This window comes from Xanthomonas sp. GPE 39 (genome assembly GCF_000963005.1).
Taxonomy (GTDB): Bacteria; Pseudomonadota; Gammaproteobacteria; order Xanthomonadales; family Xanthomonadaceae; genus Xanthomonas_A.
Genome location: NZ_JZHZ01000007.1, coordinates 378,662 through 400,361, shown reverse-complemented (window position 1 = coordinate 400,361; position 21,700 = coordinate 378,662). Strand labels below are relative to the sequence as shown.

The window sequence follows — 21,700 nt, the reverse complement described above, 5'->3', positions numbered from 1 at the left end:
CCGCACGGATGGAACCGTGGCGCGTCCACGCTCACGGCATGATCGTGGACGCTGACCTGGCGCAGCGCAGCAGGGAATCGAGGAAATCAAACGGACGCTTAAAACATCTGCAACTTCGCCGAACTGGACAGCAATGCCGGCTTCGCGCAGACTGCCGCCCTTTCCAATGTTGTGCCCTCGATGTCCCGACTGCTGCTGCTGCATGGCCCCAACCTCAACCTGCTCGGCAGCCGCGAGCCGGACGTGTACGGGCACACCACGCTGGCGCAGATCGATGCAGCCCTGCTGGCCCAGGCCGGCGCGGCGGGTTACCAGTTGGACAGCCTGCAGTCCAACGCCGAGCATGTGCTGGTGGAGCGGGTGCAAGCCGCACGCGAGGACGGTACCGCGTTCATCCTAATCAACCCGGCCGCATTCACCCACACCTCGGTGGCGCTGCGCGATGCGCTGGCGGCGGTGGCGATTCCGTTCATCGAAATCCACCTGTCCAATCCGCACAGCCGCGAGCCATTCCGCCACCACAGCTATTTCAGCGATCACGCGGTCGGCGTGGTCTGCGGGTTCGGCGCAGATAGCTACCGCTATGCGATGGACGCGGCGCTGACACGGCTGGAAGCGACCGCATGCGCCATGCCAGCACGCCGCACTCCCATCTAAGTCGCCGGGCCGCACGCCCGGTCTTTATTCCGATTCACCTCACGAGGCCGTTATGGATCTGCGCAAAATCAAGAAGCTGATCGACCTGCTGGAAGAATCCAATCTCGCCGAGATCGAGATCAAGGAAGGCGAGGAAAGTGTGCGCCTGGCGCGCACGCCCAAGGGGATGGCCGGCAGCGCGCCGCAGTACGTCGCCGCAGCGCCGGTGGCTGCGCCTGCGCCGACCGCCGCAATGCCGATGCATTCGCCAACCGAAGCCTCCACCGGCGGCAGCGCCAAGCCCGGCAACGCCCTGCCCGAGGGCCACGTGCTGCGTGCGCCGATGGTCGGCACCTTCTATACCTCCCCATCCCCGGACAAGCCCGCGTTCGTCAGCGTCGGCCAGACGGTGAAGATCGGCGAGACGCTGGCGATCATCGAAGCGATGAAGATGTTCAACCCGATCGAAGCCGACGTCGCCGGCACCATCGTGGCGATCCTGGGCGAAAGCGGCCAACCCGTGGAGTTCGATCAGCCACTGTTCGTGATCGGTTGAAGCGCCGGGACGCAGGACCGGGACCTGTGACGCGGAAAAGCAAGCGCCTGCGCGCCAATTTGCTTTTCCGCGTCCAGCGCCTCGCAATCCCACGTCCAGAACCACATCCCGCGTTCGGAATCCTTTCCCATGCTAGATAAAGTCGTCATCGCCAATCGCGGCGAAATCGCCCTGCGCATCCTGCGCGCGTGCCATACGCTGGGCATCCGCACGGTCGCGGTGCATTCCACCGTGGACCGCAACCTCAAGCACGTGGCCATGGCCGACGAGTCGGTGTGTATCGGCCCGGCCGCGTCGTCGGAGAGCTACCTCAATATCCCGGCACTGATCGCGGCGGCCGAAGTCACCGACGCGCAAGCGATCCATCCCGGCTACGGCTTCCTGTCGGAGAACGCCGACTTCGCCGAACGCGTGGAGCAGTCCGGCTTCATCTTCATCGGCCCCAAGGCCGACACCATCCGTCTGATGGGCGACAAGGTGGAAGCGATTCGCGCGATGAAGGCCGCTGGCGTGCCGTGCGTGCCCGGCTCGGGTGGCCCGCTGGGCGAGGACATCGTCGCCAACACCAAGATTGCGCGCGAAATCGGCTATCCGGTGATTATCAAGGCCGCTGGCGGCGGCGGCGGTCGCGGCATGCGCGTGGTGCATTCGGAGGCGGCATTGAAGGCCGCGATCGAGACCACCAAATCCGAAGCCAAGGCCGCTTTCAGCAACGACCAGGTGTACATGGAGAAATTCCTGGAGAATCCACGCCATGTGGAAATCCAGGTACTGGCCGATGGCCAGGGCAATGCCATCCACCTGGGCGAGCGCGACTGCTCGATGCAGCGTCGCCATCAAAAAGTGGTCGAGGAAGCGCCAGCGCCGGGCATTACCGAGGAACTGCGCAACGAAATCGGCAAGGTGTGCGTGGACGCCTGCATCCGCATCGGCTATCGCGGTGCCGGCACCTTCGAGTTCCTGTTCGAAAACGGGCGCTTTTACTTCATCGAAATGAACACCCGCATCCAGGTCGAGCACCCCGTCACCGAGCGCATCACCGGCATCGACCTGGTCTGCGAACAGTTGCGTATTGCGGCCGGGCACAAGCTAAGCATCAAGCAAAAAGACATCGTGCTGCGTGGTCATGCGATCGAGTGCCGCATCAACGCCGAGGATCCGGAAACCTTCATGCCCAATCCGGGCCTGATCACCGGCTTCCACCCACCCGGTGGCCCCGGCGTGCGCGTGGACACGCACATCTACAGCGGCTACAAAGTGCCGCCGAACTACGACTCGATGATCGGCAAGTTGATCGTGCATGGCCCCGACCGCGAGACCGCGATCGCGCGCATGCGCGTGGCGCTGAGCGAGATGGTGGTGGACGGCATCAAGACCAACATTCCGCTACAGCAGCGGATCATGCGCGATAAGGGTTTCCAGGCTGGTGGACAGAACATCCACTACCTGGAAAAACGTCTGGCCGAGCGCAAGAACAAGTCCATCGCGCTGGTGTGATGAAGCCAGTGGCTCCGGACAGCGACATGCGCTCCGGAGCCAAATTGCGCTCCAATACCGTGACGAAAAAAGCGGCAAGGCGTTGCCGCCATCGCACGTAGCAACATGCCGTTGGCCCTGTATGCCGCCGCCATGACAGCACCACCTGCGGCTTACACCTGGAAAAGGCCAAGTTCCGAGTCCGCGACTCGCCCTCACTCCCCTGATTGCCCGCCGACCGATGCCGTTCCTCGAACTGACCCTGCGCTGCACCGACGCGACCCAGCCCCGTTACGAGACTGCGCTGGAGGATGTCGGTGCGCTGGCCGTCACCTTGCTCGATGCCGATGCCGACACCAGCAACGAACGCGCGATTCTGGAACCAGGCGTGGGCGAAACACCACTGTGGGGCACATTGGTTCTCAGTGCGCTATTCCCTGAGGAGCAGGACGCGTTGTTGTTGCTGGCCGCGCTGGATGCGTTCGACCCCGGGCTGGACTGGAGCCAGGCCACTTTCCGCAAAGTCGACGACCAGGACTGGGAACGCGCCTGGCTGGATCAGTTCCAGCCGATGCGCTTCGGCGCACGCACCTTCATCGTGCCGTGGAACCACGCGCTACCGGAGGAGGCCAGCGGCAGCGACGCCGCCGTAGTGCGTCTGGACCCCGGTCTGGCATTCGGTTCTGGCACCCACCCGACCACCGCGCTGTGCCTGCGCTGGCTGGACGCACTCGCCGCCGACGGCGCGTTGACCCAAGCGCGGGTGCTGGATTTCGGCTGCGGCTCGGGGATCCTGGCGCTGGCCGCGCTGAAGCTGGGCGCAGCGGCAGCCGTCGGCGTGGACAACGACCCACAAGCACTACTGGCGAGCCACGACAACGCCGAGCGCAACGCCGTCGGTGCGCGCCTGGCGGTGTATCTGCCGCATGACGAACCCACCGCGACCTATCCAGTGGTGGTCGCCAACATCCTCGCCTCGGCGCTGGACACGCTGGCACCGACCCTGGCCGCCCGCGTCGCCCCAGGCGGACGCATCGCGCTCTCTGGCATCCTGCACGGGCAGGAACAGGACCTGTTGCAGCGTTATGCCGCGTGGTTCGACCAATTGCGCACCGAGCAGGACGGCGACTGGATGCGCATCGACGGCGTGCGCCGCACCTGAATCCGGTGCCATCGCCTCCGAGATGGACGGAGTGGCCGACGATGACCCCATCGCGCGCACGGCACAACCGCCCCATCGTCGGCAGGTCACTCCAACCCGAGCGATGACATCAGCAGTACCGATAGCGCAACGCACCATCCGCGCTAGCCGGTAACCCGATGCCTCGTCTTGTTTGCAAATGAACGTGAGCAACCCACTACACTCGCCACCGCGCCAAGCGCGCGGTGGCAGTGTCTGGCGCAGCACAGCCTCTGCGCCCATGCTTGAATAGCGTCCTTGCCGTCGTCACGTTTGCGCATGCCCGATCCCACGCCACCACGTCCCAGCTTCGCGACTCTGTTACGTCAACCGGATCGGTCCCACACAGGTACCGATACCGCCGCCACGTCCGAGGCCGGCGCTATAGCGCACGTACCCGCACATGGCGCACCCACCCACCAGACCGAACCCGATACGGCCGACACCACAGCGGACATGCCGGAGGCAATCACCGACGCGGTGGCGCACACGCCAGAGACAGCACCCAGCGCCGCGCCGAATTTCCTGAAGCGACCGGTGTTGCGCTCCAGACCCTGGCAATGGATCGCCCTGCTCGGGTTGAGCGCCCTGCTGGCGCTACAGATCCTGATCGCCGACCGCCAACAACTCAGTGCGGACGCGCACTGGCGGCCATGGGTGAGCGGAATCTGCGACGTGCTGCATTGCAGTGTGCCGGCGTGGCGCGAGCCACGCGCATTCACCATGCTCAGCCGCGAGGTGCGGCCGCTGCCTGGCAAGGACGGCGTACTGCTGGTACGCGCCACATTTCGCAACGACGCACGCTGGGCGCAAGCATGGCCGCTATTGCAACTATCGCTGGCCGACGCCGATGGACGCACCATCGGCAGCCGTGTCTTGAAGCCGCAGGACTACCTGGGCAATCACCGTCCAGACAACGCGACACTTGCGCCGGGACAGAGCGCACAGATCACCTTCCAAGTACGCGAGTCGGCAGTAGACACCGCAGCATTCAGCTTTGACTTCCACTGAAACCGCACTAATTTCTACTTGTCGCCATGACAGCGGCGCGGGCCACGCGCTAGACTCCTCTCCCCACGCCGACCCTTCAGTCTCCCGGCGTGGTCGTCTTACCGGGATCCATCGAATTTGAACGCCGCCACCACACGTCCTGATTCCAGTCGCGGCGCACCGAAGCCACCGCTGCGCGAACACGTGGCACAGGCCGTGCGCCGCTACCTGCGCGACCTCGATGGTTGCGACGCAGACGACGTATACGAGATCGTACTGCGCGAGATGGAGATTCCATTGTTCGTGGAAGTACTCAACTACTGCGAAGGCAACCAGAGCCGCGCGGCGGCGCTGCTAGGCATTCATCGCGCCACGCTGCGAAAGAAACTGAAAGAATACGGGCTAGCCTGAAGGACAAGACGCACGCAACTGCGCTGCGAAGGCACGCCCTCCTCGCCCGATGCGATGCGCGCCATTGCCCCCAAACACCGCCATATCGGCTCCGGTGGCAATCGGTTTTGCCACCGCGTTATTAGGCAACGTCCGGGCAATTCATCAAGCCGATGAAGTCTCGATCGCAGGCATCTCGACGTGTTGTAAAGTCGATTCGTAGAGTGATAGTTTTTCGATTGGCCGACGGCCTGGATTGCCGCAAGCCAGCCACATCGTCTGGCCGGCCGCCATAAACGACGCAGCATCCATCGATTGGACAACACACACGCAGCGCCTGCGCTGTGTTCTTGACCATGCAATGCCTACAAATGAACAAGACCATGTTGCTTTGCCTATTGGCTCTTGCACTTCCTGCATCGGCGAAAAAAGCCAGAACTGCAGATGACTACATCTATCTTTCCACCGGAGATTTCGCCAAGGCCAAGCCGCTTTTAGCGCGCAACGACATCAAGGGCGCTCAGGTTCTTTATCCCTGGCGCATGCTGGAAAAGTCGAAGGGCGTCTACGATTTTACCGCGATCGAACATGACCTGGCCTATCTGCAATCGGCGCACAAACAGCTCTTCGTGCAACTGCAGGACCGCTTCTTCTCGGCCGACGCCCGCCGCATCCCCGAGTATCTACTGAAAGATCCCATCTACGGCGGAGGGCTAGCGAAGCAGGGCGATAGCACCAGCGGCGAAGGCTGGGTGGCCATGCAATGGAATCCCCATGTACGTGAACGCTATCAGGCGCTACTCAAGGCACTGGCCGAACGCTTCGACGGACGCATTCGCGGCATCAACTTGCCCGAATCGGCGATTGATCTGGACAAGCCCAAAGACTCCGCTGGAGGTTTTAGCTGCGACGGATACTTTCAAGCCACCCTGGAGAATGCCGCCTATGCGCGCGCGGTCTTCAAGCACAGCGCTGTCGTCCAATACATCAACTTCTGGCCCTGCGAATGGAACAACGACCATCGCTACATGCAGCGTGCTTTCGATTTCGCTGTAGCGCATCACATCGGCGTCGGCGGACCAGACGTGCTGCCCTACAAGAAAGCCCAGATGCATAACGCCTATCCATTCTTCCACACATACAAGGGAGGGCTGGATCTGGTCGCGATGGCCGTTCAAGAACCCGATCTCGACTATCGTGATCCGCGTACCGGTAAAGTCGTGGGCAAGGTTGAACAGTCGACTTTCGCGACGGACTACCTGGGAGCGGACATCATTTTTTGGTCCCTGTCCTCGCCGTGGCTTCAATCCCATTGATCCGTGACACCGACGGGCTCGACATCAATGGCCCGGCGCTGACCTCAGTTGCGGACGCAGGGGGTTTTCATGGCCCAGACAGACCCGGGAAACCCTGCGCAATGCAGGCCCGATGGCGTTGGCACCGGGACAAGATCCACTTCGCCAAGCGCAAACGGTCCTGGCAACGACCAATGATCGCGTAGATCCACACCCTGGCGCGGTGCCGAGGTCCATGCCGGCGACGGCGCAGCCTACAATATCGCTCCCTCGCTTCGATGTGTGCCTTACCCTCATGTCCTCCGATTTCCTGCCCGTGCGCCGGGCACTGCTGTCCGTTTCCGACAAGACCGGCTTGATCGATCTGGCCCATGCGCTGGCCGCACGCAAGGTGGAACTGCTGTCCACCGGCGGCACCGCCAAGGCGCTGCGCGAGGCCGGGCTGACGGTGCAGGACGTCTCCGAACTGACCGGCTTTCCAGAAATGATGGACGGACGGGTCAAGACCCTGCACCCACGGGTGCACGGTGGCCTGCTCGGCCGTGCCGGCACCGACGATGCGGTGATGGCCGAACATGGCATCGCGCCGATCGACCTGCTGGTGCTGAATCTGTATCCGTTCGAGCAAGTGACCGCCGATGCGGCCTGCACCCTGGATGTGGCGGTGGAGAACATCGACATCGGCGGCCCGGCGATGCTGCGCTCGGCGGCAAAGAACTTCGCCCGCGTGGCCGTGGCCACCGATCCAGCGCAATACGCCGACCTGTTGGCCGAGCTGGAAGCCCACGATGGCCAGTTGTCGGCCGCCAAGCGCTTCGCCCTGGCAGTGGCCGCGTTCAACCGCGTCGCCCAGTACGACGCGGCGATCAGCAATTATCTGTCAGCGGTGGTCGAACACACCGAGGCCGGCGTGTGCCGCAGCGCGTTCCCCGCGCAGAGCAACAGCAGCTTCGTCAAGGTGATGGACCTGCGCTACGGCGAGAACCCGCACCAGCAGGCCGCGTTCTATCGCGACCTGCACCCGGCCCCAGGCTCGCTGGCGACCTTCGCGCAATTGCAGGGCAAGGAACTGAGCTACAACAACATCGCCGACAGCGACGCGGCCTGGGAATGCGTGCGCCAGTTCGACGCGCCGGCCTGCGTCATCGTCAAGCACGCCAATCCGTGCGGGGTGGCGGTGGGCACGGGCTGCGGCGACACCTACGAACTGGCCTATGCGACCGATCCGACCAGCGCCTTCGGCGGCATCCTCGCCTTCAATCGCACGCTGGATGCGGCCACGGCCAAGGTCATCCTGGACCGCCAGTTCGTCGAGGTGCTGATCGCCCCGGACTACGAAGACGCCGCGCTGGAATACGCCAAGAAGAAGGCCAACGTGCGTGTGCTGCGCATCCCGCTGGCACCGGCCTCCCCTGGCTTCATCGACACCAAACGCATCGGCTCGGGCCTGCTGATGCAGACCGCCGACGACCGCGTGGTGACCCGCGATGCGCTCAAGGTCGTCACCCGACTGGCGCCGAGCCAGGCGCAGTTCGCCGACCTGCTGTTCGCGTGGAAAGTGGCCAAATATGTCAAATCCAACGCCATCGTCTACGCCAGGGATCACCGCACCATCGGCGTAGGCGCCGGGCAGATGAGCCGGGTGTATTCGGCACGCATCGCCGGCATCAAGGCCACCGATGCGGACCTGAGGGTGGAAGGCTCGGTGATGGCCTCCGATGCGTTCTTCCCGTTCCGCGATGGCATCGATGCCGCCGCCGCCGCCGGCATCAAGGCGGTGATCCAGCCCGGCGGTTCGATGCGCGACGCCGAGGTCATCGCCGCCGCCGACGAACACGGCATCGCCATGGTGTTCACCGGCGTGCGGCATTTCCGCCATTGAGGCGGACTGAGGCACGTGGATCCTGGCACGGTCGCTGCGGGTGGAATTTTGCAATGTCCGCCCGTTGATCGCGCATGGAAGCTGTTTCGTTTGTCATGGTCATCACTATTGCAGGAACTGACCATGACAACAAATCGCACGCTGCGTTGTACTGACCATCGTGGCAACCGTACTGAAACGACCGAGCAGATCCACAGACGCAAAATCTGGCTCGGCTTTATCAGATGGCGGCTCCGTTTGGCGTTCCCCCTGATTCGTATGGATAACTCGACCCCATGAAATTGCTCGTCATCGGCGCCGGCGGCCGCGAACACGCCTTGGCCTGGAAACTGGCCCAATCCTCCCGTGTCAGCGAAGTGCTGGTCGCGCCCGGTAACGCCGGCACCGCCAGCGAAGCCAAATGCCGCAACGTGGCAATCAAGGTCACCGACCTCGACGGGCTGCTGACCCTGGCGCAGACCGAAGGCGTGGCGCTGACCGTGGTCGGCCCGGAAGTGCCACTGGTGCTGGGCGTGGTGGACCGCTTCCGCGCCGCCGGCCTGCGCATCTTCGGCCCCACCGCCGCGGCCGCGCAGTTGGAAGGCAGCAAGGCCTATGCGAAAGACTTCCTGCACCGCCACGGCATCCCGACCGCGTTCTACGCCGTGCACACCGAGGTGGACGCCGCGCTGGCCTACGTGCACGAAAAAGGCGCGCCGATCGTGATCAAGGCCGACGGCCTGGCCGCCGGCAAGGGCGTGATCGTGGCCATGACCATGGCCGAGGCCGAGGCCGCCGTGCGCGACATGCTCTCCGGCAACGCCTTCGGCGACGCCGGTGCACGCGTGGTGATCGAGGAATTCCTCGACGGCGAGGAAGCCAGCTTCATCTCCATGGTCGATGGCGTCAGCGCATTGCCGATGGCCACCAGCCAGGACCACAAGCGCGTCGGCGACGGCGACACCGGCCCCAATACCGGCGGCATGGGCGCCTACTCGCCAGCGCCGGTGGTCACCGCCGAAGTGCATGCGCGGGTGATGCGCGAAGTGGTGGAACCGACCGTGCGCGGCATGCAGGCCGATGGCGTGCCGTTCACCGGCTTTCTCTACGCGGGCCTGATGATCGACGCCAACGGCGCGCCGAAGGTGATCGAATTCAACGTGCGCTTCGGCGACCCGGAAACGCAGCCGGTGATGCTGCGGCTGCAATCGGACCTGCTCGATCTGGTCGAAGCGGCACTGGATGAACGGCTGCATGCGACCCAAGCGCAGTGGGACCCACGCCCATCGCTCGGCGTGGTGCTGGCCGCCGCGCCGTATCCGGACACGCCGGTCACTGGCGAGCCGATCACCGGCCTGGAGACGGTGCCCGCCGACGCCAAAGTGTTCCATGCCGGCACCGCACTCGATGCGCAAGGGCGCGTGGTCAGCGCCGGCGGCCGCGTGCTGTGCGTGGCCGCGTTAGGCGATAGCGTGGCCGATGCGCAGCGCCGCGCCTATGCCGGCATGACCGGGATTCATTGGGCCAGTGCTTTCCACCGCCACGATATCGGCTGGCGCGCAATCGCGCGCGAACGCGACGCGTAGCGCGTGTAAGCACGGCATCCCCTCGCGACGGCATCATCGCTAACGCCCGTTGCGAGAGGATGTCGCTGTGCGCGCAAGCGGCAGCGGCTGGCTGTGCTGGAAAGCTGCAACAGGTGTGAATTGCGCATCCACGCATCCATCCGATGTCAGCAACCTGCCGTGTAGGCAGCTCAGAAAGTATGCGTGCATCTTTGATCTGAGTTGCGTTTGTTCACTGCCGTGTAGGCAGCTCAGAAAAGAATGGCGATCAAGACGAAGTAACCGGCGTAGTTAACTGCCGTGTAGGCAGCTCAGAAATGCGGAAGACGCAATCAAGGTCAGCGCCACACGTTCACTGCCGTGTAGGCAGCCCAAAAAGATCCGAGCCAGCGTCGTGATGTTGGGCAGGGCGTTCACTGCCGCACAAGCAGCTCAAAAAATCCGCCGCTGGATCGCCACACCAATGCCTCCCATTCTCTGACACACCCGGTGACGCTGATCGCGTCGCACCGACAACGGGTACGCTATCGTGTCGCCGTGTCCACGACCTCGCTCGAATCCCGTCTCAGCCGCCTCTGGGCCCACGAAAAGGCCAGCTACGGCCTGCGTGTGTTCATCGCACTGGCCGCGGCCATGGGCCTGTGCTGGCATCGCCAGCAGTTGGATGCGCTACCGGCGATCTTCCTCGGCACCATCGCCAGCGCCATCGCCGAAACCGACGACAATTGGCTGGGCCGGATCAAATCGGTGCTGCTGTCGCTTCTGTGCTTCGCCGCCGCTGCCGCCGCGGTGGTGGTGCTGTTCCCGTATCCGCTCGCGTTCGTGGCCGGCCTGGCGCTGTCCACCTTCGCCCTGACCCTGCTCGGCGCGCTCGGCGAACGCTATGCGTCCATCGCCCAGGGCACGGTGGCGCTGGCGATCTACACCATGATCGGCATCGACCATGTCAGCCAGAGCGGCCATCTGGACAGCAGCGCTTGGCACGGCGTGGCACTGTTGCTACTCGGCGCTGGTTGGTACGGCGTGCTGTCGGTGCTGTGGACGGTGCTGTTCGCCAACCGCCCGGTACGCGAAGGGCTGTCGCGGCTGTTCGTCGAACTTGGCCGCTACCTGCAACTCAAAGCCGCGCTGTTCGAGCCGATCCGGCAAAGCGACCTGCAGGCGCGGCGGCTGGCACTGGCCGAACAGAACGCACAAGTGGTGGCAGCGCTCAATGCGGCCAAGACCGCAATCATGAGCCGCTTCGGTCGTTCCGGCCGGCCCGGCGTGCAGTCCGGCCTGTACTTCCGCCTGTACTACATGGCGCAGGACTTCCACGAGCGCGCCAGCTCCTCGCACTATCCATACGAGGCGTTGACCGACGCCTTCTTCCACAGCGACGTGCTGTACCGCTGCCAGCGTCTGCTGGCGCTACAGGGCAAGGCCTGCGCGGCACTGGGCGAGGCGATCCGGCTACGCCAGCCATTCGACTATGGCGAGCAGACCCAGCAGGCCACCACCGACCTGCGTCAGTCGCTGGATTTTCTGCACACCCACGCCGATCCGCAGCAGGCGCGCCTGCTCGGCTCGCTGGAGTTACTGGTGACCAACCTGCAGAGCATCGAACGGCGCCTGGCCGAGGCGGCACGATCAGATACCAACAGCGACACCATGGATACTCGCCTGCGCGACGCTTCGCCGCATACCTTGCGCGAAATGTTGCTGCGCCTCGGCCAACAATTCACCCCCGGCTCGGTGCTGTTCCGGCACGGACTGCGCATGGCGATTGCGCTGGCAGCCGGTTACACCATCATCCAAGCCATGCATACACGCAACGGCTACTGGGTGCTGCTGACCACCGCGTTTGTCTGCCGGCCCAACTACGGCGCCACCCGGCTGCGCCTGGCGCAACGCATCGCCGGCACGCTGATCGGCCTGGGCGCGGCTTGGGCGCTGATGCAACTGTTCACCGGCACCGAGGTGCAGTTACTGTTTGCCTTGCTCGCCACGCTGCTGTTCTTCGTGACCCGTACTGACCGCTACATGCTCGCCACTGCGGGAATCACAGTGATGGCGCTGTTCTGTTTCAACCTGCTCGGCGACGGCTTCGTGCTGATCTGGCCGCGTCTGCTCGATACGCTGATCGGCTGCGCAATTGCCGCCGCCGCCGCGTTCTTGATCCTGCCGGACTGGCAGGGTCGCCGTATCAACCAGGTCATGGCGACGGTGCTGACCAGTTGCGCACGCTACCTGACGCAAGTGCTGGAGCAATATCGCAGCGGCATGCGTGACGATCTGCCTTACCGCATCGCCCGGCGCGACATGCACAACGCCGACGCGGGCCTGTCGGTGGCGTTATCCAACATGCTGCGCGAACCGGGCCGCTATCGCCGCAATCTGGATGCGGGTTTCCGCTTTCTGGCGCTGTCTAACACCCTGCTCGGTTATCTGTCAGCGCTGGGCGCGCACCGCGCCGCTCTGGCCGGCGAAGCCGATCCGGACATCGACCATGCAGGCACCTACCTGCAAGAGACACTGAGCGCGCTAGCCGACGCACTGAACCAGCGACACGCGTTACCCATGACCGACACGGCGGTGGAGATCGCGCTGGCGGACGCACTGGAACGCGAGGATGGCATCGACGACAGCAAGCGCCGGCTGGTGCGCAACCAACTCGCACTGACCCTGCGCTTATTGCCCAAACTCCGCGAAGCGGCGCGGGCGGCTGCTGATATGGGGACATCAACACAACGTCCGCGCTTGCCGTGCCAAACACACGCTGAGATGTGTTGTCAGCACGATCCATCTGCTTCACCGCCCGCGACAAGCTCGCCGCGCACGAACAGATGCTCACCGCAACCTTGATCCGCATCGAAGCTGCTAGGCTGCCCACGTCCGCAAAGGAGTCTGCATGTCTGCCCACAACCAGTTCGCCCTGCTGCGGCAACGCCGCTTTCTGCCGTTTTTCGTGGTCCAGGCGCTCGGCGCGTTCAACGACAACGTGTACCGACAAGCGATCATCGGGCTGTTGTTCTATCTCGGTGTGACCCCACAACAGCGCACGCTGTACACCAACCTAGCTCCCGCACTGTTCATCCTGCCGTTCTTCCTGTTTTCCTCGCTCGCCGGGCAAATCGCAGAGAAGCTGGAGAAATCGCGTCTGGTGGTCATCACCACCACGATGGAGATCGCGATCATGTCGCTGGCGGCGGTCGGCTTCCTGACCGAGCACATGACGCTGCTGCTGCTGGCGCTATTCTGCAGCGGCCTGCAAGCCACGTTGTTCGGTCCGGTGAAGTATTCGATCCTGCCATCGGTGCTCAAGCCGGAAGAGCTGACCGGCGGCAATGGCCTGATCGAGATGGGCACGTCGCTGGCAATCCTGTGCGGCATGATCGTGGGCGGGTTGATCTTTCAGATCGCCGGCCACCACGGTCCAGTCGCCGCCGCCACTGCGGTGATCGCACTGTCGGTGACCGGCAATCTGGTCGCGCGCCGCATTCCCAAGGTCGATGCCGGCGCACCGCAACTGAACATCCAGTGGAACCCACTGCCGCAGTCGCTGGCGATCATGCGCCTGACCCGTCGCCAACTGGCGGTACGCAACGCGGTGCTGGGCGTGTCGTGGTTCTGGTTCTTCGGCACCGTGCTCACCGCACAGTTGCCGACTTATGCCGAGGTCAATCTCGGTGGTGCGCCGCAACTGTACATCTTCGCGCTAGCGCTGTTCTCGGTCGGCACCTGCACCGGCGCGCTGCTATGCGAGAGGCTATCCGGACACACCGTGGAAATCGGCCTGGTGCCGCTGGGCGCGTTCGGCATCAGCGGCTTCATGCTCGACCTGTACTTCGCCCGGCCTAGCTCGGCGCTGCACACCGGCCTGGAAATCGGCGCGTTCGTCCACCAGGCTGGAAGCTGGCGGCTCATGCTCGACTTGGTCGGCATCGGCCTGTGTGCCGGCCTGTTCGTGGTGCCGCTATTCGCTCTGATCCAGAGCCGCACGCCGAAGGCGGAAATATCGCGGGTCATCGCCGGGCTCAATATCCAGAACGCGCTGTTCATTGTCCTGGCCGCAGCGATAGGCATCGCATTACAGTTGCCGCAACTGAGCTTGTTCGGCCTGCGCATCCCGATGCCTGGACTGAGCATCCCGCAGGTCTTCCTGGCGCTGGCCATCGCCAATGCGCTGGTCGCGCTGTGGATCTTCAGTATCGTCCCCGAATTCCTGATGCGCTTCCTGAGCTGGGTGATGGTGCGCGCACTGTACCGACTGCGCACGCACGGCATCGAACAACACGTGCCCGACGCGGGCCCGGCGCTGATCGTGTGCAACCACGTCAGCTACCTGGATGCGCTGGTGCTGGCCGCCTCGCTCCCGCGACCGGTGCGCTTCGTCATGTACTACCGCATCTTCAATCTCCCGGTGATGCGTTGGATCTTCCGCACCGCCAGGGCGATTCCGATCGCTGGCGCGCGCGAGGACCCGATACTGTTGGAGCGCGCGTTCGACGCCATCGATGCGGCGCTGGCCGAGGGCGAGCTGGTGTGCATCTTCCCCGAGGGCACGCTGACCAAGGACGGGCAAATCGGTGCGTTCAAGTCCGGAGTGGAGAAAATCCTCGCCCGCCGCGCGGTGCCGGTGGTACCGATGGCCCTGCGCAACATGTGGAGCAGCATGTGGAGCAGGCGCGATTCACGGCTGGGACGCATGCGTGTACCGCGACGCTTCCGCGCCTCGATCGAGGTGATCGCCGACACACCGATTGCCGGTACCCAGGCCAGCGCCGCGCTGCTGGAAGCACAGGTGCGAGGACTACGCGGCGACGCCGCATGAACAGGATAGGTGCGAGGCATGTATGCTTCGGCCTAACTTATGTAGGCAAAGACGCTGGGCGCACCTCCCCCGCTCTGTCCGCATCGGCACCATGGCATCCACGGATGAAGGATCAAAGACAGTGAGCCACGCATCACCGCCACCCGCACCCAACGAGACGGGCCTCTATATTCCCAACCATCTGGTCTAGGCGATCCTGACCACGCTGTTCTGCTGTCTGCCGCTGGGCATCGTGTCGATCGTATACGCCGCCCAGGTCGACGGGCGTCGCAATGCGGGCGACATCGACGGCGCGCGCGCGGCCTCACGCAAGGCATGCATGTGGGCACTCTTGTCCGCGCTCGCCGTGCCCATCCTGATCGCCCTATTGTTCGTACTGGGCGGCAGCAGCATCGTATTCGGCAGCCTCCTCGGCCACTGAATAGCTTGCCGCATGAAGGCCTCTTCGTAATCACCGGTCCGGTCCGCCGCCGTCTGTAGCAGCGGTCGCTCCCCAACGCCAAAAGGTGTCGCGGTGGTGCTAACACGCGTCCATTCCCTGCCCCGCTGGTTGCCACTGCTCGCACTGAGCAGTGCCGCCACGGTCGCCACGCTGGTGTTGCGCCACGTCGACCCCAACGCACCGGGTCATCCGCTGCCGGCATGTCCCTTCCATCGCCTCACCGGCCTGTACTGTCCCGGCTGTGGCAGTACCCGCTGCCTGCATGCGTTAGTGCATCTGGATCTGGCCCACGCCTGGGCAAGCAATCCACTGTTGGTGGTGGCGCTGCCGCTAGTGGCGCTCATGGCACTCAACGCCGCCGGCTTGCGCCTACGTCCATTGGCACCACTGATGAAAATTCTGGCCGATCCACGAGGATGGCTGTGGGTGCTGCTCGGTTACGCACTGCTGCGCAACCTCCCGTGGTTCCCATTCACCTTGCTCGCGCCACACACACTTGCGTAGCGGCGCGCCAGCTCAACCGACCCAGCCAGCAATCACTAGCAAGGCCAGCAGCACCAACCACAACAGCAAGATCCGCCACACCTGGCTCATTGCATCGCGCAATTCGGGCAGCGGTCGCAAGGCCGGCACCAACATGCCTGCGTCGCTGTAGTCGTGCGCCTCGGCATCGAGTTCGCCTCGCACGCTGGCGCAAGCCACTGGCCCGATGAAGCTGCTGTCCAGACGCCAACGGCCAGCACCGAGCGCACGCCAGACGCCAAACACCGCCTCGAAATTGCCGACCAACGCCAACGAAAACGTCATCAGATGGGCCACCGGCCATTCCAGCGCGCCCAGCAACACGCGCGCACCAGCCGCGGTGGCAGGCGGTAGCCGCGCCGCATAAGGACCAGCCACCGCCAGCGCGAGCAAACGGTAACCCAATGCGCCGAATGGCCCGAGCAGCAGGAACCAAAACAGCACCGCGAACCAACGCCGCAGCGCCGCGACCGCCACCGCCTCGACCAGACCGGCCGGATCCTCGCGCAGCGGCTCGCCAGCAGCCCGTAATTGCGCCACCGCCACGCGTCGCGCCGCTGCGTCGTCGGCCTCGATCACCGCTTCCACATCGCGGTCCAGGTCACGCGGGCCCCAACTGAAGACCAACACTGCGATCCCGAACAGCAGCGCGAACAAGCCAAGATACGGCACCGCCAACAGCCACTGCACCAAGCCCACCAGCAACAAGATCGGCAGCAACGCCAGCAACATGCCGTCGCGGCCGCGCCACACACTGCCATCGCCAGCGCGCGCATCCAACCATGACAACCAATCGCCGAACGCATCGAAGCGACGCAAAGACGCCACCATGCTAGGCGCGACATGGCCCAGCACCAGGGTAACGATCACAGCGACGAGGGTCGTAAACATGCAGGTCCTCCGGGACCGTTCTGAAGCGGATGCGCTTGACCGGCAGCGCTGCGGCTAGCCGCGCCGGTACCAGTCCTCGATCAACGCACGCGCAATGGAAATGCGCGGTGGCAAGCGCAGTCCATGACCGTCGTCGGCGCTGTCGCCCTGTGCCGTTGCGCGCTCCAAAGCAGCGCCGATGTCCTCGCGGTCGAACCAGCGCGCGTCCTCCAGTTCACCATCCACCTGCGGCGCGTCCGGCCCCGCCAGCGCGGTGAAACCGAGCATCAGCGCGCCAGGAAAGGGCCATGGCTGCGCGGCATAGTAACGGCAACTGTCCGGCTGCACCCGTACCCGGGTTTCCTCGACCACTTCGCGGACCACGGTCTGCTCCAGCGACTCGCCTGGTTCGACGAACCCGGCGATCAACGAATAGCGGCGCGCCGGCCAACTGGCCTGACGCCCAAGCAGCAGACGCCGGCCATCGCTGACCGCGACGATCACCGCTGGGTCCACGCGTGGGTAATGTTCGATGCCGCATTGGGTGCATTGGCCGAGAAAACCACCGCGCAAGAATGCAATCGCGCCACCACATACGCCGCAGAAGCGGTTCCGCGACTGCCAATGGAGCATGGCGCGGGCATAGGCGAACATGCCAGCGGCGGGCGCTGACCACTCGGCAGCGGCACGGCGCAAATCCAGGCGCTGCGCTGGCACGAGATCGCCCGGCAGCGCAGCGGCGATCAGCGCGAACCACGCCTGCCCATCGTCCAAGCCGAGAAACACCGCACGCTCCAGCGCATCGCCCAACGTCGCGCTGTCATAGACGCACAAATGCCCTTGAACGTCCGCATACGCATGGCCATCGGCATCCAGGACCAACACCCGTGCCTGCTCCCAGGCTCGACGCAGCGCAACCGGATCGTTGCGCAGAGCATCGGCACGGTCGAGTACGCTTGTGGCGAAAGCGAAAGAAACGGGCATGGGCATCGGTTCGGACATGCGCCGCAGGGTGCAGGCAAACCGGGCGTGCCGCAAGCCGCAGCGTGTCTACACGCTGAAACTGCTGCCGCAGCCGCAGGTCGTCTTGGCGTTCGGGTTGCGGATCACGAACTGCGCACCGTGCAACCCTTCGCTGTAGTCCACTTCGGCACCCATCAAGTACTGCAGGCTGAGTGGATCGACCAGCAAGGTGACCGCGTCGGTCTGCACCGCCAGATCGTCCTCGGCACGGTTTTCGTCGAACTCGAAGCCGTACTGAAAGCCTGAGCAACCACCACCCTGGATGTAGACGCGCAATGCCAGCGCGTCATTGCCTTCCTCGCGGATCAACTCGCGCACCTTGGCCGCGGCGGCCGAGGTGAAGTTCAGCGGCCGCTCCAGCGACTGGTAATCGGGCGTCGGCGCAGCGCCGGGCAGGGAGACGATGGTGCTCATGTAGACAGCATGGGGATGGCCAGGCGCCGAATCAAGCCTGGTCCGCAGTCAGCGCAGGCGGCGGCGACTCGGGAGCACCCAAGGCAGCGGCGTTGGGCATCTGCGGCAGCGCCAGCGTGGCGATACTGCCGGCATGGATCAAACACCCGGTGAGTTGTGCGCCGGCGTTCATCTCCACCACCTGGTAATGCACGTTGCCCTGCACCCGCGCCTTCGGCGCTAGCTCCACCCGCTCGGTGGCGTATACGTCGCCAATCATTTGACCATTGATGACCACCACCGGGGCCCGTATTTCGCCTTCGATGCTGCCGTGTTCGGACAGGGTGAGCATCGCCGGTACTCCCTCCTCGGCGATCACCTTGCCAAGAATGCGCCCTTCCACGTAGAGCCCACCGCTGAACATCAGATCGCCACGGATCACCACCTGGGCGCCGATCAGAGTGTCCACCACGGTCTGACCGCTACTGCGGCCGCTCTTGTTTCCGAACATCGCTCTGCTCCACTTTGCCGTTGCTGTTACCGGCCAACACCCAATCGAAGGTCTGGTTGACCGGTGCCCCACCACCGCTCAACCACACGCGCACCCGCTGTGGGGTGAATCCCTTGGGCAGTATTACGCTGCCATCGAGCTGTTGGAAGTATCGGAACGAATAGTCCTGTCCAGGCATGCCCGTCTTCTGATGCAATTCGTCCCAACCCACGCTGGCGAGTTTGCCTGCGCGCACCCCTTCCACGGTCAGGAGCATCTGTCCCTGGCTGATCGCGCCACGGTTGAGGTTCTGGGTCAGCACCACGTTGTAGTGCCAGGTGCCGCCGACCTCGGCCGAGAACTCCGCCGAATGCACACTCAAGCCCTTGCGCTGGCTGGTCGCCCCGACCAAACGCTCGTAGAACGCGACATCCGCGCGCAGGCTGGCGATCTCTTCCTCGCGCTCGGCAAGCGAACTCTGCACTTCATTGTTGGCGGCGCGGCTGATCTGGTCGGAACGGGCCAGGGTGGCCTGATGCTGATGCAGGGCCTGGATCTGCTGCTGCTGTGCCAGCAACTGGTGTTGGGCTTGGCGCAATTGCGCGCTGACCACGCCCAGCCGAGGCGCTGCCTGACGGCTGGCGAACCACCAAGTCAGGCCCATCGACAGCGGCCATAGCAGCGCGAACAACAACCAGACTGCACGGGCACGGCGTGGCGCAACGCCATTAAGCACGATCTGGAAACGGGGAACGGGTCGGTTCATGCATACAACGGCGCCACCGGAACGGCGCCAACATCGATCCTGGCGAGTCGGCCTGCTTGGTTTTGCAAATTGTAATCCAGAGCCAACCCATGATCGACGGCGAATTGCCGCCGGTATCGCCCACGCCCGACTGACCATGGCCACAGGCGTAGACGATGGGATTGACCGAGCCGCCGCTGTTGCAGATACGCCAATCCCGGGCCAGACTCGGCAACGCCAGCGCATCGGCCTTGGCCGAGCGCCTCGCCGACAGACTGGCGGCCGGACCTGGATTCGGCCTGGGACCGCGCCCCAGCACCCGGATAGCCGCGCCGGGCCCCTCCTGGAAGCCAGCCTTTATCGCCAGTCCTGGCCGCGAACGTGGTCGGTACACTGCGGATGTGGCGCTTGCGACGAGGCCGCATGCGCTGGCTCCAGCCAGCCCCAGCACGCAGCCTCGTCGCTGAGCCAAATGAGACCGTTTCCCTGCCATCGCTCACTTCAACGCATAATGGGGAGCGCACCAGGAACAAGACGCGATGGCAACCAGAGACACCACTCCACTTCCAGATCACGAGCAACCGGGCACGCACAATGTCCGTGCCGAGACCCCGCCGCCCGATCATTGGCAGCGCTGGGCCACCGCTGCCGTGACCGAATCGCCAGCGGCGGACGCAGCGTCCGGGCCGCTCGCCAGCCACAGCACTGCAGACAGCCTGAGCCGGTCGGCAGCCAACACGCCCGAAGCCCAGGCCGTGGAGGCCGATGCGGTAAATGACAACTCACCACAACTGCAAGAAAACGCCTACCGTGTCCTGATCGTCGAGGACGACCGCTCGCAGGCGCTGTTCGCGCAGAGCATTCTCCACGGTGCTGGCATGGACGCACAGGTGCAGTTGCAGGCAGAAGAAGTGCAACAGACGATCGCCGAGTACCAACCAGACCTGATCCTGATGGACCTGCACATGCCCGGACTCGACGGCATGCGCCTGACCACGCTGATCCGTCAGCAACCGCAACATCAGTTACTGCCGATTGTGTTCTTGTCCGGCGATGCAAATCCGGAATTACCCTACGAAGTACTCGACAGTGGCGCCGACGATTTCCTGACCAAACCGATCCGGCCGCGGCATCTAATCGCCGCCGTGTCCAACCGCATCCGCCGCGCGCGTCAGCAAGCCCAACAGAGTCAACAGGGCAGCGCCGAGCAGGTACCGTTGAACAATCCCGAGACCGGCTTACCGACCAGCGCGCACCTGCTGCAACTGCTGGAAACCGCGTTACAAGCACGCCGCCCCGGCAGCCTGTTTTTCATCGAGATCGCCAGCGCGCTTGGCTTGCGCGAGCGCTACGGCTACGCCGCGTTCGAACGTCTGGTCACCCAAGCCGGACAACGTCTGGCAGCGGCCAACGTACCACTGCCACTGGCACGACTGAACGACAACAGCTTCCTGCTGTTGAGCGAGGACAGCGACGCCGAGACACAACTACAGCGCGCGCAAGCGCTGCGCGACACCCTGACAGGCCACGGCTTCCCGTTGCGCGATGACGAAACCTTGCATCTGCGTTGCGCAGTCGGATATGCCGATCTGGTGCAGGGCTTCGAAGACGCCGGCGCCGCACTGGAAGCGGTGGAGCGCACTGCGCTGCAAGCGCGACTGCATCCGCAAAGCATCGTCGCCTACACCCCACCGCGCACGGAGGAGGACCTGGCTCGCATTGCGATGCTGGAAGGCCAACTGGAACCCTCCTACCAGCCGATCGTCGCCGTCGCCGGCGGCGATATCGCGCAGTACCAGGTACTGCTGCGCGTGCGCCAACGCGACGGCACCCTGATCTCCGCCGGCCAGCTATTGCCGGCGGCCGAAGCCGGTGGACTCATCGCCGATCTCGACCAGCAGGTGTTGGACCACGCACTTGGCCTGCTGCAGCTTCACCAGAACGCCACGCCGCCGCTGCGCCTATTCGTCTCGCAGTCCAGCCGCACCCTGGCCCGCACCGCCTTCACCGACTGGCTGATCGACGCCATCGAGCGACGTGGTGTCACCGGCACCTCGCTGGTGATCGACCTGCGTCTGGACGATGCGCTGATTCACACTGCGACGCTACAGCAGTTCTGCGCACGCCTGATGCCGGTGGGCGTGCAGTTCTGCATCAGCCAGTTCGAACCAGGCCCCGAAGCCGAAGCACTGATCGCCCAGTTACCGCTGGGGTATCTGCGACTATCCGCGCGCTTCGCCAACGCCCACGGCAACCCTCAATTGCGCGACCAACTACGCATCGCAATCGACTTGGCGCACCGCGCCGGGCTGCTCATCATCGGCCAGCAAATCGAGCAGGCACAGGCGGCTGCGGCAATGTGGATGGGCGGAGTCGACTTCATCCAGGGCAATCTGGTGCAATCAGCCGGCGACCAACTGAACTTCGACTTCCAGAACGCGGTGCTGTAGCCC

18 protein-coding genes and 1 pseudogene are annotated in these 21,700 nt (G+C 64.3%); 14 read left to right on the top strand and 5 right to left on the bottom strand.

All coding sequences use genetic code 11. The annotated features are described in order from the left end of the window. The first annotated feature begins 180 nt into the window (after nt 1-180). From aroQ to XALGPE39_RS01470, 13 genes and pseudogenes are all read left to right on the top strand, one after another. Nucleotides 181-657 carry a type II 3-dehydroquinate dehydratase gene (gene aroQ, locus XALGPE39_RS01530; RefSeq protein WP_045726701.1) on the top strand — a complete coding sequence of 159 codons (477 nt, stop codon included), beginning with the start codon at nt 181-183 and terminating at the stop codon, nt 655-657. A gap of 52 nt (nt 658-709) precedes the next feature. Further along, on the top strand, nt 710-1,192 hold the full coding sequence (gene accB, locus XALGPE39_RS01525; RefSeq protein ID WP_045726700.1) for an acetyl-CoA carboxylase biotin carboxyl carrier protein: 483 nt from the start codon (nt 710-712) through the stop codon (nt 1,190-1,192). Nucleotides 1,193-1,321: 129 nt separating this feature from the next. Further along, complete coding sequence (gene accC, locus XALGPE39_RS01520) at nt 1,322-2,689, top strand: acetyl-CoA carboxylase biotin carboxylase subunit (RefSeq protein WP_045726699.1); 1,368 nt, start codon at nt 1,322-1,324, stop codon at nt 2,687-2,689. A gap of 220 nt (nt 2,690-2,909) precedes the next feature. Then, nucleotides 2,910-3,830 carry a 50S ribosomal protein L11 methyltransferase gene (gene prmA, locus XALGPE39_RS01515; RefSeq protein WP_045726698.1) on the top strand — a complete coding sequence of 307 codons (921 nt, stop codon included), beginning with the start codon at nt 2,910-2,912 and terminating at the stop codon, nt 3,828-3,830. Nucleotides 3,831-4,304: 474 nt separating this feature from the next. Continuing rightward, the gene (locus XALGPE39_RS01510) at nt 4,305-4,859 is read left to right on the top strand and encodes a DUF3426 domain-containing protein (RefSeq protein WP_045728873.1); all 555 of its coding nucleotides are present in this window, start codon (nt 4,305-4,307) and stop codon (nt 4,857-4,859) included. 117 nt (nt 4,860-4,976) lie between these two features. Continuing rightward, complete coding sequence (gene fis, locus XALGPE39_RS01505; protein ID WP_045726697.1) at nt 4,977-5,249, top strand: DNA-binding transcriptional regulator Fis; 273 nt, start codon at nt 4,977-4,979, stop codon at nt 5,247-5,249. A gap of 350 nt (nt 5,250-5,599) precedes the next feature. After that, the gene (locus tag XALGPE39_RS01500; RefSeq protein ID WP_045728872.1) at nt 5,600-6,544 is read left to right on the top strand and encodes a hypothetical protein; all 945 of its coding nucleotides are present in this window, start codon (nt 5,600-5,602) and stop codon (nt 6,542-6,544) included. 274 nt (nt 6,545-6,818) lie between these two features. After that, complete coding sequence (purH, locus tag XALGPE39_RS01495) at nt 6,819-8,405, top strand: bifunctional phosphoribosylaminoimidazolecarboxamide formyltransferase/IMP cyclohydrolase (protein WP_045726696.1); 1,587 nt, start codon at nt 6,819-6,821, stop codon at nt 8,403-8,405. Between the two features lie 275 nt (nt 8,406-8,680). Next, nucleotides 8,681-9,970 carry a phosphoribosylamine--glycine ligase gene (gene purD / locus XALGPE39_RS01490; protein ID WP_045726695.1) on the top strand — a complete coding sequence of 430 codons (1,290 nt, stop codon included), beginning with the start codon at nt 8,681-8,683 and terminating at the stop codon, nt 9,968-9,970. A gap of 516 nt (nt 9,971-10,486) precedes the next feature. Continuing rightward, nucleotides 10,487-12,670, top strand: a pseudogene (yccS, locus tag XALGPE39_RS01485) (YccS family putative transporter); the annotation flags it as partial. A gap of 169 nt (nt 12,671-12,839) precedes the next feature. After that, nucleotides 12,840-14,762 carry an MFS transporter gene (locus tag XALGPE39_RS01480; protein WP_045726694.1) on the top strand — a complete coding sequence of 641 codons (1,923 nt, stop codon included), beginning with the start codon at nt 12,840-12,842 and terminating at the stop codon, nt 14,760-14,762. 193 nt (nt 14,763-14,955) lie between these two features. Further along, on the top strand, nt 14,956-15,183 hold the full coding sequence (locus tag XALGPE39_RS01475; RefSeq protein WP_235429851.1) for a CD225/dispanin family protein: 228 nt from the start codon (nt 14,956-14,958) through the stop codon (nt 15,181-15,183). 93 nt (nt 15,184-15,276) lie between these two features. Beyond that, nucleotides 15,277-15,708 carry a DUF2752 domain-containing protein gene (locus XALGPE39_RS01470; RefSeq protein ID WP_045726693.1) on the top strand — a complete coding sequence of 144 codons (432 nt, stop codon included), beginning with the start codon at nt 15,277-15,279 and terminating at the stop codon, nt 15,706-15,708. Between the two features lie 12 nt (nt 15,709-15,720). On the opposite strand, the gene XALGPE39_RS01465 is transcribed toward XALGPE39_RS01470, so the two are convergent. Genes XALGPE39_RS01465 through XALGPE39_RS01445 form a run of 5 tightly spaced genes read right to left on the bottom strand, consistent with a single transcriptional unit; the run spans nt 15,721 to nt 19,268 of the window. Beyond that, nucleotides 15,721-16,617, bottom strand: coding sequence for a membrane protein (locus tag XALGPE39_RS01465; protein WP_045726692.1), 897 nt, complete (start codon nt 16,615-16,617; stop codon nt 15,721-15,723). A 54-nt stretch (nt 16,618-16,671) separates the two neighbouring features. After that, nucleotides 16,672-17,598, bottom strand: coding sequence for an NAD(+) diphosphatase (nudC, locus tag XALGPE39_RS01460; RefSeq protein WP_045726691.1), 927 nt, complete (start codon nt 17,596-17,598; stop codon nt 16,672-16,674). A gap of 48 nt (nt 17,599-17,646) precedes the next feature. Continuing rightward, on the bottom strand, nt 17,647-18,033 hold the full coding sequence (gene erpA, locus XALGPE39_RS01455; RefSeq protein WP_045726690.1) for an iron-sulfur cluster insertion protein ErpA: 387 nt from the start codon (nt 18,031-18,033) through the stop codon (nt 17,647-17,649). 31 nt (nt 18,034-18,064) lie between these two features. Further along, on the bottom strand, nt 18,065-18,523 hold the full coding sequence (locus tag XALGPE39_RS01450; RefSeq protein WP_045726689.1) for a polymer-forming cytoskeletal protein: 459 nt from the start codon (nt 18,521-18,523) through the stop codon (nt 18,065-18,067). Next, on the bottom strand, nt 18,495-19,268 hold the full coding sequence (locus XALGPE39_RS01445; protein WP_045726688.1) for a DUF6776 family protein: 774 nt from the start codon (nt 19,266-19,268) through the stop codon (nt 18,495-18,497). Before XALGPE39_RS01445 ends, XALGPE39_RS01450 begins: the two co-directional genes overlap by 29 nt. Before the next feature lie 518 nt (nt 19,269-19,786). Here XALGPE39_RS01445 and XALGPE39_RS01435 point away from each other — a divergent pair. Beyond that, on the top strand, nt 19,787-21,697 hold the full coding sequence (locus XALGPE39_RS01435; RefSeq protein ID WP_045726686.1) for an EAL domain-containing response regulator: 1,911 nt from the start codon (nt 19,787-19,789) through the stop codon (nt 21,695-21,697). The last annotated feature ends 3 nt before the right edge of the window (nt 21,698-21,700 follow it).